The organism is Streptomyces sp. NPDC003023 (assembly GCF_042888225.1).
Classification (GTDB): Bacteria; Actinomycetota; Actinomycetes; order Streptomycetales; family Streptomycetaceae; genus Streptomyces.
Window position 1 is genome coordinate 37,802 of sequence record NZ_JBIAPL010000012.1, and the last position, 14,887, is coordinate 52,688.

Here is a 14,887-nt window from a genome sequence, read left to right on the forward strand (position 1 = left end):
GTGTGCGCCTCACGTCCGCTGTGGCGGCACCGGCCGTTCCTCCTGCTCTGCGCCGAGCAGAGCGCCAGCTCGGTCGGGCGGCAGATCACCACGCTCGCCCTCGCCCTGCTGGCCGTGACCGAGCTGCACGCCGGCCCGTTAGAGGCGGCGGCGATCATGGGGTTGTCCTACCTCCCCGGGGCGGTGCTGAGCCCGTTCGCCGGAGTCCTGGCCGACCGGGCCCGGCTGCGCCGGCTCACCGTGGTACTCACCTCGCTGCAGGCCGTGGTGGTCGGCTCGGTGCCGCTCGCGGGTGCCATGGGACAGATCAGCTGGCCGCATCTGTACACGGTGGCCGCCGTCTCCGGTGCGCTGACCTTCTCGCTCTCGGTGGCCCTGCAGGCGGCACTGCCCCGTGTCGTGGACCCCGGACAGCTTCTCTCCGCCAACTCCGTCCTGACCGGTGCCCGCACGGCGGGCCAGATCGGAGGACCTGCGCTGGGAGGCGTCCTCGTCGCCCTCACCGGTCCCGCGCCGGCGCTCCTCGCGGGCTCCGCGGCCTACACCGTAGAGGCGCTGCTGCTGCTCGCGCTCCCCGCCGCCCTGAACACGCCGGCCGAGCGGAAGCGCCCGGCGGACGGCACGGGTGCGGACGACACCAGTGCGAACGACACCGGTGCGGCCGCACTGCGGGCGGGCCTCGCGGTGGTCCGCGCCGAACCCAAGCTGCGCCGTCAGGTCCTGGCAGGCGCCGGCCTCAATCTGGGCAGCGGAGCGGCCGACGCACTCCTGGTGCACTACGCGACCCGTGAACTCGATCTCCCGGCCTGGCAGTTGGGGACGATGTATGCCATGCACAGCGTGGCCACCGTCCTCGGCGTCCTGCTGGCGGGCCGTTTCGCCCGTACCGTCGGACTGTGGCGGGCGACGCAGCTCTGCGCGGTCCTGGCGGGCGCTGCCGTCTTCCTGATCCCGACCGCCGCGCTGGGGCTCGCCTTCCCCGTACTCCTCGCCTACCAGTTCGCCTTCGGGCTGACCGCCACCGTCTGGGCGATCTCCATGACCACCACCCAGCAACTCGTCACTCCCGCCGGCCTGCAGGGCCGCGTCGCCGGTTTCGTCCAGGCCGCTCTGATCAGCACCGTACCGATCGGCGCGCTGGCCGGCGGCGCGCTCGCGGCCTGGCTCGGCAACGTGCCCGTGCTGACGGGATGCGCGGTGGTGGCACTGCTCGCGGCGGCGACCCTCTGGCTCCCCACCCGTGCGTCGGTCCGCCTCGAGGCGGACTCCGGCCCGGAACGCGGTGATGCCCGCGAGGCGGTGCGCTCCTCGTAGTGCTCGATGCCGCCCCAGGTGCACACATCGCCGCGGGAAGATCCGGGCCATGCCCCCTGTTGGTAGAAACGTGAACGACATGGTGGCTCGGGAAGTGGACGTGGTGGTCGTCGGCGCGGGGCAGGCAGGGCTGTCCGCCGCGTACCACCTGAGGCGCGCCGGCCTGACGCCGGACCGGGACTTCGTGGTGCTGGACCGGGCCCCGAGCGCCGGTGGTGCCTGGCAGTTCCGCTGGCCGTCGCTCACCTACGGCAAGGTCCACGGCATGCATGCGCTGCCGGGCATGGAACTGACGGACGCGGATGACGAGCGGCCCTCTTCCGAGGTCATCGGCGCTTACTTCACCGCCTACGAGGAGCGCTTCGACCTGCGCGTTCACCGGCCCGTCGCGGTGAGCTCCGTCCGGGAGGGGGACGGTGGGCGGCTGGCCGTGGAGACTTCGGAGGGAATCTGGTCGGCGCGGGCCCTGATCAACGCGACGGGGACCTGGGAGCGGCCGTTCTGGCCGCGGTACCGGGGCCAGGAAACCTTCCGCGGGCGGCAGCTGCACACCGCCGACTACCCGGGCCCGGCCGAGTTCGCGGGGCAGCGGGTGGTCGTTGTCGGCGGCGGGGCGTCCGGCACTCAGCATCTGATGGAGATCGCGGATGTCGCGGCGGAGACGACCTGGGTGACGCGACGGCCCCCGGTGTGGCGGGAGGGGCCGTTCGGTGAGGACGCGGGCCGGGCGGCCGTGGCTCTGGTGGAGGAGCGTGTACGGCGCGGACTGCCGCCGCGGAGCGTGGTGTCCGTGACCGGCCTGCCGATGACCGACGCGATCCGGCGGGCACGGGCGGCCGGAGTGCTGGACCGCTTGCCGATGTTCGACCGGATCACGCCGACGGGTGTCGCCTGGGACGACGGCCGGGTCGTGGACGCCGATGTGATCCTCTGGGCGACGGGGTTCCGGGCCGCGATCGACCACCTGGCCCCGCTGCGGCTGCGTGAGACGGGTGGGGGGATCCGGATGGACGGCACCCGGGCCGTGCGCGACCCCCGGCTGCACCTCGTCGGGTACGGTCCGTCGGCCTCGACGATCGGTGCGAACCGTGCCGGGCGGGCCGCCGTACGGGAGATCACCCGTCTGCTCGCACACGAACCGGCCCGGCCCGAGAAGTCGGAACCCGCCCTGATCTGAGAGATTCCCCCGGGCGGGCGGGCGGGTTCGGGGCGGGCCTTGCCGGGCCGACGGGTCCGGGGCGGGCCTTCCCGCGGCGGGCCTCCCGGGGCGGACCCGGCGACTGATCGGGGACGCCCGCAGGTGCTGTCAGCCGCCGCCTGCGCGCGCCTCGGCCCGTACGGCGTTGAACTCCGCGACATGGCGCTGATGCTCGTCGAAGTTGCTGGTGAAGCGGGTGTCGCCCGGCTTCACGGTCACGAAGTAGAGCCAGTCGCCGGGTGGAGGCGCGATCGCCGCGTTCATCGCCTCCTCCCCCGGGTTGTCGATGGGCGTGGGCGGCAGGCCCTGGCGCTCATAGGTGTTGTAGGGGCTCTGCAGGCGGGTGTCGGCGGTCGTGGTGTCCAGAGTGCTGCGACCCAGCGCGTAGTTGAGGGTCGAGTCCATTTGCAGGGGCATGCCCTGGGCGAGCCGGTTGTGGATGACGCGGGAGACCTTGCCCATGTCGTCCGGTGTGTCCGCCTCGGCCTGCACGATGCTGGCGATGTTCACCGCCTGATGCGGTGTCACACCGATGCCACGGGCCCCTTGGGCGATGCGGTCGGTACCGAAGCGCTGGTTGGCGGTGTTGACCATGAAACTCAGGAGACTCGCCGGGGTGGTCGTACCGTCGACGACGGGATACGTGGCCGGGAAGAGGTAGCCCTCCGGGTTTCCCCCGGCGTCGGCCGGGAGGTTCAGTTTCGTCGTGACGGCCGCCTTCCCGGTGGTACCGGACGCGGCCCCCAGCGCCTTGTCGACGGCCGTGTAGATCTGGGTGGCACGCCAGCCTTCCGGAATGACCAGCGTCCTGGTCTGCGGCGGAGGCGGGCGGTGCTGTTTCTCGGGCTCCGGCGTCAGCAGCGGCACCGCGACCGCGGCCACCGCCACCCCCACGGCGCCCGCCACCAGCACCAGTCGGCCACGGCGCGTCAGACGGGACGCGCGCCCGAACCGTCCCGGCGACGAGGGCTTGTTCGTCATGCGGCCAAGCTAACCCGGCGGGTACGCCGGAAACGGGACCTGACCGGCGACGACACGACATCCGGTACGCGACCGCTCCCCCGTCACACGAGCGGCGGCACCACCGTGCGCGGCTGCGGCGATCACGGACGGGTCGCTCGGAAGGAACACAGCGGGCGCTCAGGGGACGGCAGGCGTCAGTTGTGCGTCCCTGCGCACCAGGGCGGCATAGCGTCCGCCCTGTTCGAGGAGCTGCTGGTGGGTGCCGCGCTCGGCCGTGCGGCCGGCGTCGAGCACCACGATCTGGTCCGCATCCCTGACGGTCGAGAGCCGGTGGGCGATGGTGATCGTGGTCCGGCCCCGGGAGAGCGATTCGATCGCCTGCTGCACCGCGTGCTCGGTGCGCGTGTCGAGGGCGCTGGTCGCCTCGTCGAGGATGAGGACCGGCGGGTCGCGCAGGATGGTGCGGGCGATGGCGAGCCGCTGCTTCTCCCCGCCGGAGAAGCGGTAGCCCCGCTCGCCGACCAGGGTGCCGTAGCCGTCGGGGAGGGAAGCGATGTGGTCGTGGATCTGCGCGGCACGGGCGGCCGCCTCGATCTCCTCGTCCGTGGCGTCCGGCTTGGCGAAGCGCAGGTTGTCGGCGACGGACGCGTGGAAGAGGTACGTCTCCTGGGACACGACGCCGACGGCCCGGGCGAGTGTCTCGAAGTCCAGGTCCCGCACGTCGACGCCGTCGATCGTGACCCGGCCTTCGGTGACGTCGTACAGGCGGGGGACCAGATAGCTGAGGGTGGACTTTCCCGAGCCCGTCGGTCCGACGACGGCGAGCGATCCGCCGGCCGGGACGGTGAGGTCGACACCGTCGAGGGTCGGCCGCTCCTGGTCCGCGTCGTAGGCGAAGTCGACCTTCTCGAAACGGACTTCTCCCCGGATGGTGTCGAGCGACGCGGGCTTCGCGGGTTCGGTGATCTCGACCGGCAGATCGAGGTACTCGAAGATCCGCTGGAAGAGCGCGAGCGAGGTCTGCACCTGGACACCCGTGGAGAGCAGACTCACCGCGGGCCTGAAGAGGCCCTGCTGCAGCGAGACGAAGGCGACGAGCGTGCCGATGGAGATCGCGGGCCCGCCACCGCGGAGCGCGAACCCGGCGGCCCAGTAGATCAGCGCCGGCATGGCGGCCATGACGATCCCTATCGTCGACATCCGCCAGCGGCCGGCCATGCTCGAGCGCACCTCGAGGTCGACCAGTCGCTCGGACTCCTCGGCGAAGGCCTTGGTCAGGGAGTCGGCCCGGCCCATCGTGCGGCCGAGGAGGATGCCGCTGACGGACAGGGACTCCGTCACGGTGGCCGCCATGGCGGCCATCTGCTTCTGCCGCTGTGTGGTGATCTTCTTCCGCTCGCGACCGACCCGGCGGCTGATCCAGACGAACAGCGGCAGCAGCGCCAGCGACACCAGGGTGAGCCGCCATTCGAGTGCGAGCATGGCGACGACGGTCGCCACGACCGCCGTGAGGTTGGAGACGAGCGAGGTGGCGGTCGACGTCACGGTCGCCTGCATGCCGCCGATGTCGTTGGCGATGCGCGACTGGACCTCACCCGTGCGCGTGCGGGTGAAGAAGGCGAGCGGCATGCGCTGCAACTGGGCGTAGACCGCGGTGCGCAGGTCGTGCATCACGCGCTGACCGACGGTGGTGGAGATCAGCGTCTGGAGCACACCGAAGACGCTGGTCATCACGGCAGTGGCGATCATGCCGAGGGCGAGCAGGCTGAGCAGCCCGGTCCGCCCCTGGGGAATCGCGGTGTCCAGGATCTCGCGCAGCAGGAACGGCGACGCGACGGAGACCAACGACGAGGCGCCGACGAGCAGACCCACGACGGCGAGCCGGCCACGGTAGGGCCGGAAGAGCCGCAGGATCCGCCGCACCTCGGCGGGCGGCTGGTCGGGGTCCTTGGGCGGTGGTGTCCAGTTGGTGTGTTCGGGCCGCAATGGTCTCCTCGGTCAGGACGGTGTGATCTTTCGAGAGCCTAGCTCATTGTTACCTGTATTCACAATGAACAAGGTCCTGATATTGTTCCCGCATGCGCACTCCCGACGCCGACGGCCTGCTGGCCGAGCAGTTGCTCCGACTGACCCGCCGGCTGCACCGCAGCCAGAAGCGCCAGCTCGAATCGGCCGACATAGCGATCACCCCCGCCCAGTCGCGGCTGCTGCGCACCGTCGCGCACTACGAGGAGCCGCCCCGGATGGCCGATCTGGCGGAGCGCCTCGAGGTGGTGCCGCGCGCCGTGACGAGCCTGGTCGACGGACTCGAAGCCGTGGGCAGGGTGCGGCGGGTGCCGGATCCGACGAACCGCAGGGTGATCCGCATCGAGCTGACCGACACCGGCCGCGCCACCCTGCGCGCCCTCCGTGACGCGCGCCGGGCAGCCGCGGAGGACGTGCTCGCGCCTCTCACCGCCGAGCAGCGCGAGGTGCTCGCCGGACTGCTCTCCACTCTGATCGACAACCCGGGGCCGCGCTGCTGACCGACCCGTCCCCACCCGGCCGGAGCGCCGTAAATCGTTTGCAGCCGCCCACCACGGAGCGGGACTCTTGCAGATCTGTGCCGCCCTTCCGAACGATCCGGGACATCATGCAGATTCGCGACCTTCCGTACGTCGATCCAGGTCTGCCGGACGTCCGGTCGGGACCGAGATTCCTCCTCTGGCTGGGGCGCCGGCAGCTGCGCGGCCAACTCCGTTCACTGTCCTGGGGACTGCTGCACTTCGTGTCCGTGATGGCACTCCCGTTCGGCGTCGGCCTGGCGGTCCAGGCCGTCGTGGACGGGTCCGGACGCTCGCTCGCCGTGGCCGGCGGCCTGCTCGCCGTCGCCGCCGTCTGCATCGCCCTCGGGGACACGATGCTGCACCGCACGGCCGTCACCAACTGGATCGCCGCCGCGACGCGGGTCCAGCAACTGCTCATCCGCCGGACCTCGGAGCTGGGCTCCGCGCTCACCCGGCGGGTCGCCGCCGGTGAGGTGGTCGCTGTGTCCACCGGTGACGTGGAGAAGATCGGCTGGTTCGTCGAAGCGGTGTCCCGCTTCCTCGCCGCCGCCCTCACCGTCGTGATCGTCTGCGTCGGGTTGCTGGTCTACCAGCCGGCCCTCGGCATCCTGGTCGCCGTCGGCGTACCCGTGCTGGCCCTCGGCGTGCTGCCGCTGCTCCCCCGGGCGACCGCGCTCGCCGACATCCAGCGGGAGAAGGCCGGTCGCGCCACGGAGCTGGCCTCCGACACGGTCGCCGGCCTCCGGGTGCTCCGCGGCATCGGCGGCGAGGAACTGTTCCTGAAGCGCTACCGCCGGGCCTCGCAGGAGGTGCGCACGGCCGCTGTCCGCAGCGCCCGCATGTGGTCGGCCATCACCGCCGTCCAGGTGCTGCTGCCGGGGCTGCTGCTGATCGCGGTCGTCTGGCACGGGCTCGGACTCGTCCGCGACGGCCGGATCGCGGTCGGCGAACTGGTCACCGTCTACAGCGCGGTGATGCTGCTGAGCTACCCCTTGAGACACTTCGAGGAGATCGCCATGGCGTACTCCTTCTCCCGGCCGTCGGCACGACGCGCGGCCCGGGTGCTGTCGCTCGAACGGGCCGCCGCCGCGAAGGCCACGCCGGTCCCGGCCGCGGAAGACGCACCGGTCACCACCGGGGGCGACGGCACGCCCGCGGACGTTACGTGCGACCGGGTCACCGCCGACGGCACGCTCGCAGGCGACCTGTACGACCCGGCCACCGGGCTCCTCGCCCCGGCCGGGGTGTTCACCGCCGTGGTCTGCGGCGACCCGGACGCCGCGGGAAAGCTCGCCGAGCGCCTCGGCGGCCACCCGGCGGAGCCCGAGGGTCTGCCGTCCGTGCTGCTCGGCGGGGTCGCGCTGGACGCCCGGCCGCTCGACGAGGCCCGTACGGCGGTGCTCGTGCAGGACAAGGACCCCGTCCTGCTGTCGGGCACCCTCGCCGAGCTGCTCGACGTTCCGGCGTCCGGCGTGGTGGCGGCCGAACAGGCACTGACGGCGGCGGAGTGCGGCGATGTCCTCGACGCCCTGGCGCAGGCCTCCGTCGACCACGACCCCATGGGCGCCCCGATCACCGAGCGCGGCCGTTCCCTGTCGGGCGGCCAGCGCCAGCGACTGGCCCTGGCGCGTTCGCTGGTCACCGACCCGGAGGTGCTGGTGCTCGACGAGCCGACGTCCGCCGTCGACTCGCACACCGAGGCGCGGATCGCGGAGGGCGTGCGGAAACTGCGCGCGGGCCGCACCACCGTCGTGTTCACGTCCTCTCCGTTGCTGCTCGACCGCGCCGAGCGGGTCGTCCTCGTCCACGAGGGCGCGGTCACGGCGATCGGTGCGCACCGCGAACTGCTGCGCGCCGAACCCCGCTACCGCGCGGTCGTGACCCGCGAGACCGAAGCGGACCAGCAGCTCGTCGGCGCCCAGCGAGGTGCCACGGAAGCCGCTGTCACGAAGGCCGGCACCGACGACATCGAGGAGACCGCATGATCGGCCTGGCACCGCCGGAGCACGACCCGGCGGCCCTGCGCACGGCGACCACTCTGCCGGTGGGCACGCCGGCGACCGTCCGCGCCTACGTGAGCGAGCTGCTGCGCCGTCACCGCAAGGCGTTCGCGCTCCTGGTCACCGTGAACACCGTCGCCGTCGTCGCCTCGATGGCCGGCCCCTGGCTCCTCGGCTCCCTCGTGGAGAAGGCGGCGGACGGCGCGCGCGACCTGCACCTGGAGCGCACCCTGGCCCTGTTCGCGGGCGCCCTCGTCGTCCAGGCCTTCTTCGTCCGCCTGGTGCGGCTGCGCGGAGCGATGCTGGGCGAGCGGATGCTGGCCGACCTGCGCGAGGACTTCCTCGTCCGTTCGGTCGGCCTGCCGCCGGGCGTACTCGAGCGGGCCGGTACGGGCGATCTGCTCTCCCGTATCACCACGGACATCGACCGCCTCGCCAACGCGATGCGCGAGGCCGTGCCGCAGCTGACGATCGGCGTCTTCTGGGTGGTCCTGCTCCTCGGCGGGCTGACGGTGACCTCCCCGGCGCTCGCGCCCGCGGTGCTGGTGGCGGTGCCGCTGCTGGTCGCCGGATGCCGCTGGTACTTCAAACGGGCACCGTCGGCGTACCGCTCGGAGGCCGCCGGATACGCGGGCGTCGCGGCCGTGCTGGCCGAGACCGTGGACGCGGGCCGCACCGTGGAGTCGCACCGTCTCGGGGCGCGCCGGGTGGCGCTCTCCGACCGGCGGATCAAGGAGTGGACGGAATGGGAGCGGTACACCCTGTACCTCCGCTCGGTCCTCTTCCCCGTCATCAACCTCACCCATGCGACCGTTCTCGCCTCCGTGCTGATGATCGGCGGCGTGTTCGTGCTCCAGGGCTGGATCGGCATCGGCCAGCTGACCACCGGAGCGCTGATCGCCCAGATGATGGTCGACCCCGTGAACCTGATCCTGCGCTGGTACGACGAGCTCCAGGTGGCCCAGGTGTCCCTGGCACGGCTGGTGGGTGTACGGGAGATCGAGCCGGCGGCCGGTGACGACGGGCTGCGTCCCCGTGGCCGCGACGTCCGCGCCGACGAGGTCCGCTTCGGGTACCGCGAGGGCGTCGACGTACTGCACCGCGTCTCCATGGAGGTGCCGCCCGGCACCCGGTTGGCCCTCGTCGGTCCGTCCGGCGCCGGGAAGTCCACCCTCGGCAGGCTGCTCGCGGGCATCTACGCCCCGCGAACCGGTCAGGTCACCCTCGGCGCCGCCGAGTTGTCCCGGATGCCGGCGGAACGGGTGCGAAGGCATGTGGCGCTCGTCAACCAGGAGCACCATGTGTTCGTCGGCTCGCTCCGCGACAATCTGCTGCTCGCGCGGGCCTCGGCGGAGGACGCCGAGCTGTGGGCGGCGCTCGGGGCGGTCGACGCCGACGGGTGGGCGCGGGCCCTGGACGACGGGCTCGGCACCGAGGTCGGCTCCGGCGGCGTCACGCTGTCCCCGGCCCAGGCCCAGCAGATCGCACTGGCCCGCCTGGTCCTGGCGGACCCGCACACGCTCGTCCTCGACGAGGCGACCTCGCTCCTGGACCCGCGGGCGGCCCGCCATCTGGAACGCTCGCTGTCCCGCGTCCTGGACGGCCGCACGGTCGTCGCGATCGCGCACCGGCTGCACACGGCGCACGACGCGGACGTGATCGCGGTCGTCGAGGACGGCCGGATCAGCGAGCTCGGCGGCCATGACGAGCTGGTGGCGGCGGACGGCGCCTACGCGGCGCTGTGGCGCTCCTGGCACGGGTAAGGGTTGTCCCGTAGTCCCCGGCGGGCCGCGGACTACGGGACAAGCCCTTGGGCGCACGGCAAGGCGGCAGGGCCGCGAGGGCAGGCGCCACGACGGGCAGGGCAGACACCGCGACCGGCAGGGGGCGGGCGTCGGCGCGGCGGCCCCCGTCAGATGAAGTTCAGTGCCGCCGCGCCGCCGACTCCGCCCAGCAGCATGAACGCAGGCATCAGGACCTTCAGCTCCACCCAGCTGCCCGCACGGAAGCGCATCGGCTTCGGCGGTCCGATCGGGTACCAGCGCTTGTTGCCGACCGGGATCGGCCACAGGATCGGGCAGCCCGAGACGGTGAGCGCGTCGCCGATGTCGTGGACGAGGGCGCCGAGGACGATGGGGAGGCCCAGCCACAGGTACTCCTGGCCCGGCGCGCTGAAGAGCCAGTCCGCGCCGTTGCCGGGCTTGTCCAGGACGCCCGCCAGGATCCAGGCGCTGGTGGCGCCGAGCAGCCAGACCAGGATGTCGCTGGAGACCCGTGCGGCCCGCCACAGCAGACCTTCGACGGCGAGCACCATGTGGACGAAGAGGATCGCGAGGACCGCCCACCGCCCGCCGAGGATCGCCAGCGCGGAGGCTCCCGCGCCGATGAGGACGGCCCACAGCCAGGTGTGCGTCAGGGTCCGGTGTCCGCCGGTCCTGCGCTTGTCGCCCTGTTTCCTCGTCGCCTTGTAGACGGCGTAGGAGAGCTTGTCGACGATCTCGCACAGCCCGCGGGACACGGGTCCGAAGGCCCGCGAGATGGTCGCCGCCTTGTGGTCGAGATCGGGCGCCAGGGCCGCGCCCGCGCAGATCAGTGCTCCTACGACGAGGACGGGCCACGGCATCGGGTGGCCGGCCGCGGCGGTCGCCGCGCCCACCCCCAGCCAGGCGGCCGCCCCGGACAGCGAGTGTGCCGGTCCCATCATGTGCGTTCCCGCCCCATTGCTCTTGTGGTGAACCCCAGTTGACAGGGCAGCGTATCGGTCGTGATCTTGCCGTTCCCGGCCGGTTCCCTGATCCGGCCCGGCGACAGGCAAGATGGGGGTGTGACCCTTATCGATCAGCTCCCGCCGAACGCCGACCCCGATGCCCTTTTCGAGGCTTTCTCCTCATGGGCGGAGGGCCAGGGCATCACGCTCTATCCGGCTCAGGAGGAGGCGCTGATCGAGGTGGTCTCGGGGGCGAACGTGGTCCTCTCGACCCCGACCGGCTCCGGAAAGAGCCTGGTCGCGGCGGCCGCGCACTTCACGGCGCTGGCGAACGACCAGGTCACCTTCTACACCGCGCCGATCAAGGCTCTCGTCTCCGAGAAGTTCTTCGACCTGTGCAAGCTGTTCGGCACGGAGAACGTGGGCATGCTGACCGGCGACGCGTCCGTGAACGCCGACGCGCCCGTCATCTGCTGCACGGCGGAGGTACTCGCCTCCATCGCCCTGCGCGACGGCAGGCACGCCGACGTCGGACAGGTCGTGATGGACGAGTTCCATTTCTACGCGGAGCCGGACCGGGGCTGGGCGTGGCAGATCCCGCTGCTGGAGCTGCCGCAGGCGCAGTTCGTCCTGATGTCGGCGACGCTCGGCGACGTGTCGATGTTCGAGAAGGACCTGACACGCCGCACCGGCCGTCCCACCTCCGTGGTCCGCTCGGCGACCCGCCCGGTGCCGCTGTCGTACGAGTACCGGCTGACGCCCATCACGGAGACGCTGACCGAGCTGCTCGAGACCAAGCAGGCGCCGGTCTACATCGTGCACTTCACGCAGGCGCAGGCGGTGGAGCGGGCACAGTCGCTGATGAGCATCAACATGTGTTCGCGCGAGGAGAAGGACAGGATCGCCGAGCTCATCGGCAGTTTCCGTTTCACCACCAAGTTCGGCCAGAACCTGTCCCGCTTCGTGCGGCACGGCATCGGCGTGCACCACGCGGGCATGCTGCCCAAGTACCGGCGACTGGTCGAGAAGCTGGCGCAGGCCGGTCTGCTGAAGGTCATCTGCGGCACAGACACGCTCGGTGTCGGCGTCAACGTCCCCATCCGTACGGTGCTGTTCACCGCGCTGACCAAGTACGACGGCAGCCGGGTGCGGACGCTGCGGGCGCGCGAGTTCCACCAGATCGCGGGCCGGGCCGGGCGGGCCGGCTTCGACACCGCGGGGTTCGTCGTCGCCCAGGCGCCGGAGCACGTCATCGAGAACGAGAAGGCGCTCGCCAAGGCCGGCGACGACCCGAAGAAGCGCCGCAAGGTGGTCAGGAAGAAGGCCCCGGAGGGCTTCGTCGCCTGGTCGGACACGACGTTCGAGAAGCTGATCGGGTCCGAGCCGGAGCCGCTGACGTCCCGTTTCCGGGTCACCAACATCATGCTGCTGTCGGTGATCGCCCGGCCGGGGAACGCGTTCGAGGCGATGCGCCGGCTGCTCGAGGACAACCACGAGCCGCGCAAGGCGCAGCTGCGCCACATCCGCCGGGCGATCGCCATCTACCGTTCGCTGCTCGACGGCGGTGTGGTGGAGCAGCTGGACACGCCCGACGCCGAGGGCCGTACGATCCGGCTCACCGTCGACCTCCAGCAGGACTTCGCGCTGAACCAGCCGCTGTCGACGTTCGCTCTCGCCGCCTTCGACCTGCTGGACCCGCAGTCGCCCTCGTACGCGCTGGACATGGTCTCCGTCGTCGAGTCGACGCTGGACGATCCGCGCCAGATCCTGGCGGCGATGCAGAACAAGGCGCGGGGCGAGGCGGTCGGCAGGATGAAGGCCGACGGGGTCGAGTACGAGGAGCGGATGGAGCGGCTCCAGGACATCTCGTACCCGAAGCCGCTGGAGGAGCTGCTGTGGCACGCGTACAACGTCTACAAGAAGTCGCACCCGTGGGTCGGTGACCACCCGGTCTCGCCGAAGTCGGTGATCCGGGACATGTACGAACGGGCGCTGACGTTCACGGAGTTCACGTCCTGGTACGAGCTGGCCCGCACCGAGGGCATCGTACTGCGGTATCTGGCGAGCGCGTACAAGGCGCTCGACCACACCATCCCGGACGACCTGAAGACGGAGGACCTTCAGGACCTGATCGCCTGGCTGGGCGAGATGGTGCGCCAGGTCGACTCCAGTCTGCTGGACGAGTGGGAGCAGCTGGCCAACCCCGAGGTGGAGACCGCCGAGGAGGCGCAGGAGAAGGCGGACCAGGTCAAGCCGGTCACGGCGAACGCCCGCGCGTTCCGGGTGCTGGTGCGCAACGCGATGTTCCGCCGGGTGGAGCTGGCGGCCCTCGACCAGGTCGGCGCCCTGGGCGAGATGGACGCCGAGTCCGGCTGGGACGAGGAGGCGTGGGGCGAGGCGATGGACGGGTACTGGGACGAGTACGACGACCTGGGCACCGGCCCCGACGCCCGCGGCCCGAAGCTCCTCGCCATCGAGGAGGACCCGGAGCACGGTTTGTGGCGTGTGCGCCAGACGTTCGCCGACCCGAACGGCGACCATGACTGGGGTATCAGCGCGGAGGTCGATCTGGCAGCCTCGGACGAGGAGGGCCGGGCGATCGTGCGGGTCACGTCCGTCGGACAGCTCTGATCGGCCCGCTCCGCTTGAAGAGGAAGAGGACTCAAGGGATGACGAATCCGGCCGAGCGTCTGGTCGATCTGCTCGACCTGGAGCAGATCGAGGTCAACATCTTCCGGGGGCTCAGCCCGAACGAGTCGCTCCAGCGGGTCTTCGGCGGGCAGGTGGCCGGTCAGGCCCTGGTCGCCGCCGGCCGCACGACCGACGGCGAGCGTCCGGTGCACTCGCTGCACGCGTACTTCCTGCGGCCCGGGCGGCCCGGCGTGCCGATCGTGTACCAGGTCGAACGGGTGCGGGACGGCCGCTCGTTCACGACCCGGCGGGTGACGGCCGTGCAGGAGGGGCGCACCATCTTCAATCTGACGGCGTCCTTCCACCGGCCGGAGCCGGGCAGCATCGAGCACCAGTTGCCGCCGCGGCTCGACTTCCCGGCGCCGGAGACGCTGCCCACGGTGGCGGCCGAGATCCGGGAGCACCTCGGTGAGCTGCCGGAGGCGCTGGAGCGGATGGCCCGCCGGCAGCCGTTCGACATCCGCTACGTCGACCGGCTGCGCTGGACGTCGGACGAGATCAAGGACGCGGATCCGCGCAGCGCGGTGTGGATGCGCGCGGTGGGGCCTCTGGGTGACGATCCGCTGGTGCACACCTGCGCGCTGACGTACGCGAGCGACATGACCCTGCTCGACGCGGTGCGCATCCCTGTCGAGCCGCTCTGGGGCCGTCGGGGCTTCGACATGGCCTCGCTGGACCACGCGATGTGGTTCCACCGGCCTTTTCGGGCCGACGAGTGGTTCCTCTACGATCAGGAGTCGCCCGTCTCGACCGGCGGCCGCGGCCTCGCCCGTGGGCGGATCTACGACCGCGAGGGCCGACTGCTGGTGTCCGTGGTGCAGGAAGGCCTGTTCCGGCCGGTGTAGACGGCTGAAAGCGGGTCCGCCGCGCGGGAAGACAGCCGTGCCCGGCGGTGTTGTCGGACGTGACGACTGTGTCCCCTCCGAGGAGCTTCGATGACCTTGTACGACATCCCGCTGCGTACCCTCTCCGGCGAGGCGGCCTCGCTGGGCGACTACCGGGGCCGTGCCGTCCTGGTGGTCAACGTGGCCTCCAAGTGCGGTCTGACGCCGCAGTACGCGGGCCTGGAGCGGTTGCAGAAGGAGTTCGGCGACCGGGGCCTCACGGTGCTGGGCGTGCCCTGCAACCAGTTCGCGGGCCAGGAGCCGGGCAGCGCGGAGGAGATCGCCACGTTCTGCTCGGCGACGTACGGGGTGTCGTTCCCGCTGCTGGAGAAGACGGACGTGAACGGTGCGTCCCGGCACCCGCTGTACGCGGAGCTGACGAAGGTCGCCGACGCCGACGGCGAGGCGGGTGACGTGCAGTGGAACTTCGAGAAGTTCCTGATCTCCGCCGACGGCACGGTGACGCGCTTCCGCCCGCGCACCGAGCCGGAGTCCCCCGAGATCCTGGCGGCGATCGAGGCGCTGCTGTCCGCCTGAGGCGGTGTAGGGCGAAGGCTCCGGTCCCGTCGGGGACCGGAGCCTTC

11 protein-coding genes are annotated in these 14,887 nt (G+C 71.5%); 8 read left to right on the plus strand and 3 right to left on the minus strand.

What is annotated here, in order from left to right; translation table 11 throughout:
• Positions 1 to 1,314, plus strand: a complete 1,314-nt coding sequence (locus ACFYV1_RS29710) for an MFS transporter (protein ID WP_389398694.1) — start codon at positions 1 to 3, stop codon at positions 1,312 to 1,314.
• A 79-nt stretch (positions 1,315 to 1,393) separates the two neighbouring features.
• The gene (locus tag ACFYV1_RS29715) at positions 1,394 to 2,491 is read left to right on the plus strand and encodes an FAD-dependent oxidoreductase (RefSeq protein ID WP_389398695.1); all 1,098 of its coding nucleotides are present in this window, start codon (positions 1,394 to 1,396) and stop codon (positions 2,489 to 2,491) included.
• Positions 2,492 to 2,620: 129 nt separating this feature from the next.
• On the opposite strand, the gene mltG is transcribed toward ACFYV1_RS29715, so the two are convergent.
• Both mltG and ACFYV1_RS29725 read right to left on the minus strand, forming a co-directional pair.
• Positions 2,621 to 3,493, minus strand: a complete 873-nt coding sequence (mltG, locus tag ACFYV1_RS29720; RefSeq protein WP_389398696.1) for an endolytic transglycosylase MltG — start codon at positions 3,491 to 3,493, stop codon at positions 2,621 to 2,623.
• A 159-nt stretch (positions 3,494 to 3,652) separates the two neighbouring features.
• Positions 3,653 to 5,461 carry an ABC transporter ATP-binding protein gene (locus tag ACFYV1_RS29725; protein ID WP_389398697.1) on the minus strand — a complete coding sequence of 603 codons (1,809 nt, stop codon included), beginning with the start codon at positions 5,459 to 5,461 and terminating at the stop codon, positions 3,653 to 3,655.
• A 92-nt stretch (positions 5,462 to 5,553) separates the two neighbouring features.
• Between ACFYV1_RS29725 and ACFYV1_RS29730 the strand changes: the two genes are divergently transcribed.
• From ACFYV1_RS29730 to ACFYV1_RS29740, 3 genes are all read left to right on the plus strand, one after another.
• The gene (locus ACFYV1_RS29730) at positions 5,554 to 6,000 is read left to right on the plus strand and encodes a MarR family winged helix-turn-helix transcriptional regulator (protein ID WP_389398698.1); all 447 of its coding nucleotides are present in this window, start codon (positions 5,554 to 5,556) and stop codon (positions 5,998 to 6,000) included.
• Positions 6,001 to 6,107: 107 nt separating this feature from the next.
• Positions 6,108 to 8,006: an ABC transporter transmembrane domain-containing protein gene (locus ACFYV1_RS29735; protein ID WP_389398699.1), complete on the plus strand. Its 1,899-nt coding sequence runs from the start codon at positions 6,108 to 6,110 to the stop codon at positions 8,004 to 8,006.
• The gene (locus ACFYV1_RS29740) at positions 8,003 to 9,784 is read left to right on the plus strand and encodes an ABC transporter ATP-binding protein (RefSeq protein ID WP_389398700.1); all 1,782 of its coding nucleotides are present in this window, start codon (positions 8,003 to 8,005) and stop codon (positions 9,782 to 9,784) included. The genes ACFYV1_RS29735 and ACFYV1_RS29740 overlap by 4 nt, the downstream gene beginning before the upstream one ends.
• Positions 9,785 to 9,933: 149 nt before the next feature.
• Here the strand turns inward: ACFYV1_RS29740 and ACFYV1_RS29745 are convergent, their stop codons facing one another.
• Positions 9,934 to 10,725: a metal-dependent hydrolase gene (locus ACFYV1_RS29745; RefSeq protein WP_389398701.1), complete on the minus strand. Its 792-nt coding sequence runs from the start codon at positions 10,723 to 10,725 to the stop codon at positions 9,934 to 9,936.
• 120 nt (positions 10,726 to 10,845) lie between these two features.
• Here ACFYV1_RS29745 and ACFYV1_RS29750 point away from each other — a divergent pair, with 120 nt between their 5' ends.
• The 3 genes from ACFYV1_RS29750 (at position 10,846) to ACFYV1_RS29760 (ending at position 14,840) form a co-directional block, all read left to right on the plus strand.
• Positions 10,846 to 13,359 (plus strand): DEAD/DEAH box helicase, encoded by a 2,514-nt coding sequence (locus tag ACFYV1_RS29750; RefSeq protein WP_389398702.1) that lies wholly within the window; start codon positions 10,846 to 10,848, stop codon positions 13,357 to 13,359.
• A 38-nt stretch (positions 13,360 to 13,397) separates the two neighbouring features.
• Positions 13,398 to 14,264 carry an acyl-CoA thioesterase gene (locus ACFYV1_RS29755; RefSeq protein ID WP_389398703.1) on the plus strand — a complete coding sequence of 289 codons (867 nt, stop codon included), beginning with the start codon at positions 13,398 to 13,400 and terminating at the stop codon, positions 14,262 to 14,264.
• A 90-nt stretch (positions 14,265 to 14,354) separates the two neighbouring features.
• Positions 14,355 to 14,840: a glutathione peroxidase gene (locus tag ACFYV1_RS29760; RefSeq protein ID WP_389398704.1), complete on the plus strand. Its 486-nt coding sequence runs from the start codon at positions 14,355 to 14,357 to the stop codon at positions 14,838 to 14,840.
• Positions 14,841 to 14,887: the final 47 nt, after the last annotated feature.

Bases quoted from the DNA above. Each gene is read 5' to 3' on its own strand.
- ACFYV1_RS29730 (WP_389398698.1), top strand. From the start codon at position 5,554: ATGCGCACTCCCGACGCCGACGGCCTGCTGGCCGAGCAGTTGCTCCGA.
- ACFYV1_RS29735 (WP_389398699.1), top strand. From the start codon at position 6,108: ATGCAGATTCGCGACCTTCCGTACGTCGATCCAGGTCTGCCGGACGTC.
- ACFYV1_RS29755 (WP_389398703.1), top strand. From the start codon at position 13,398: ATGACGAATCCGGCCGAGCGTCTGGTCGATCTGCTCGACCTGGAGCAG.
- ACFYV1_RS29760 (WP_389398704.1), top strand. From the start codon at position 14,355: ATGACCTTGTACGACATCCCGCTGCGTACCCTCTCCGGCGAGGCGGCC.
- ACFYV1_RS29715 (WP_389398695.1), top strand. From the start codon at position 1,394: ATGGTGGCTCGGGAAGTGGACGTGGTGGTCGTCGGCGCGGGGCAGGCA.
- ACFYV1_RS29745 (WP_389398701.1), bottom strand. From the start codon at position 10,725: ATGATGGGACCGGCACACTCGCTGTCCGGGGCGGCCGCCTGGCTGGGG.
- ACFYV1_RS29740 (WP_389398700.1), top strand. From the start codon at position 8,003: ATGATCGGCCTGGCACCGCCGGAGCACGACCCGGCGGCCCTGCGCACG.
- mltG (WP_389398696.1), bottom strand. From the start codon at position 3,493: ATGACGAACAAGCCCTCGTCGCCGGGACGGTTCGGGCGCGCGTCCCGT.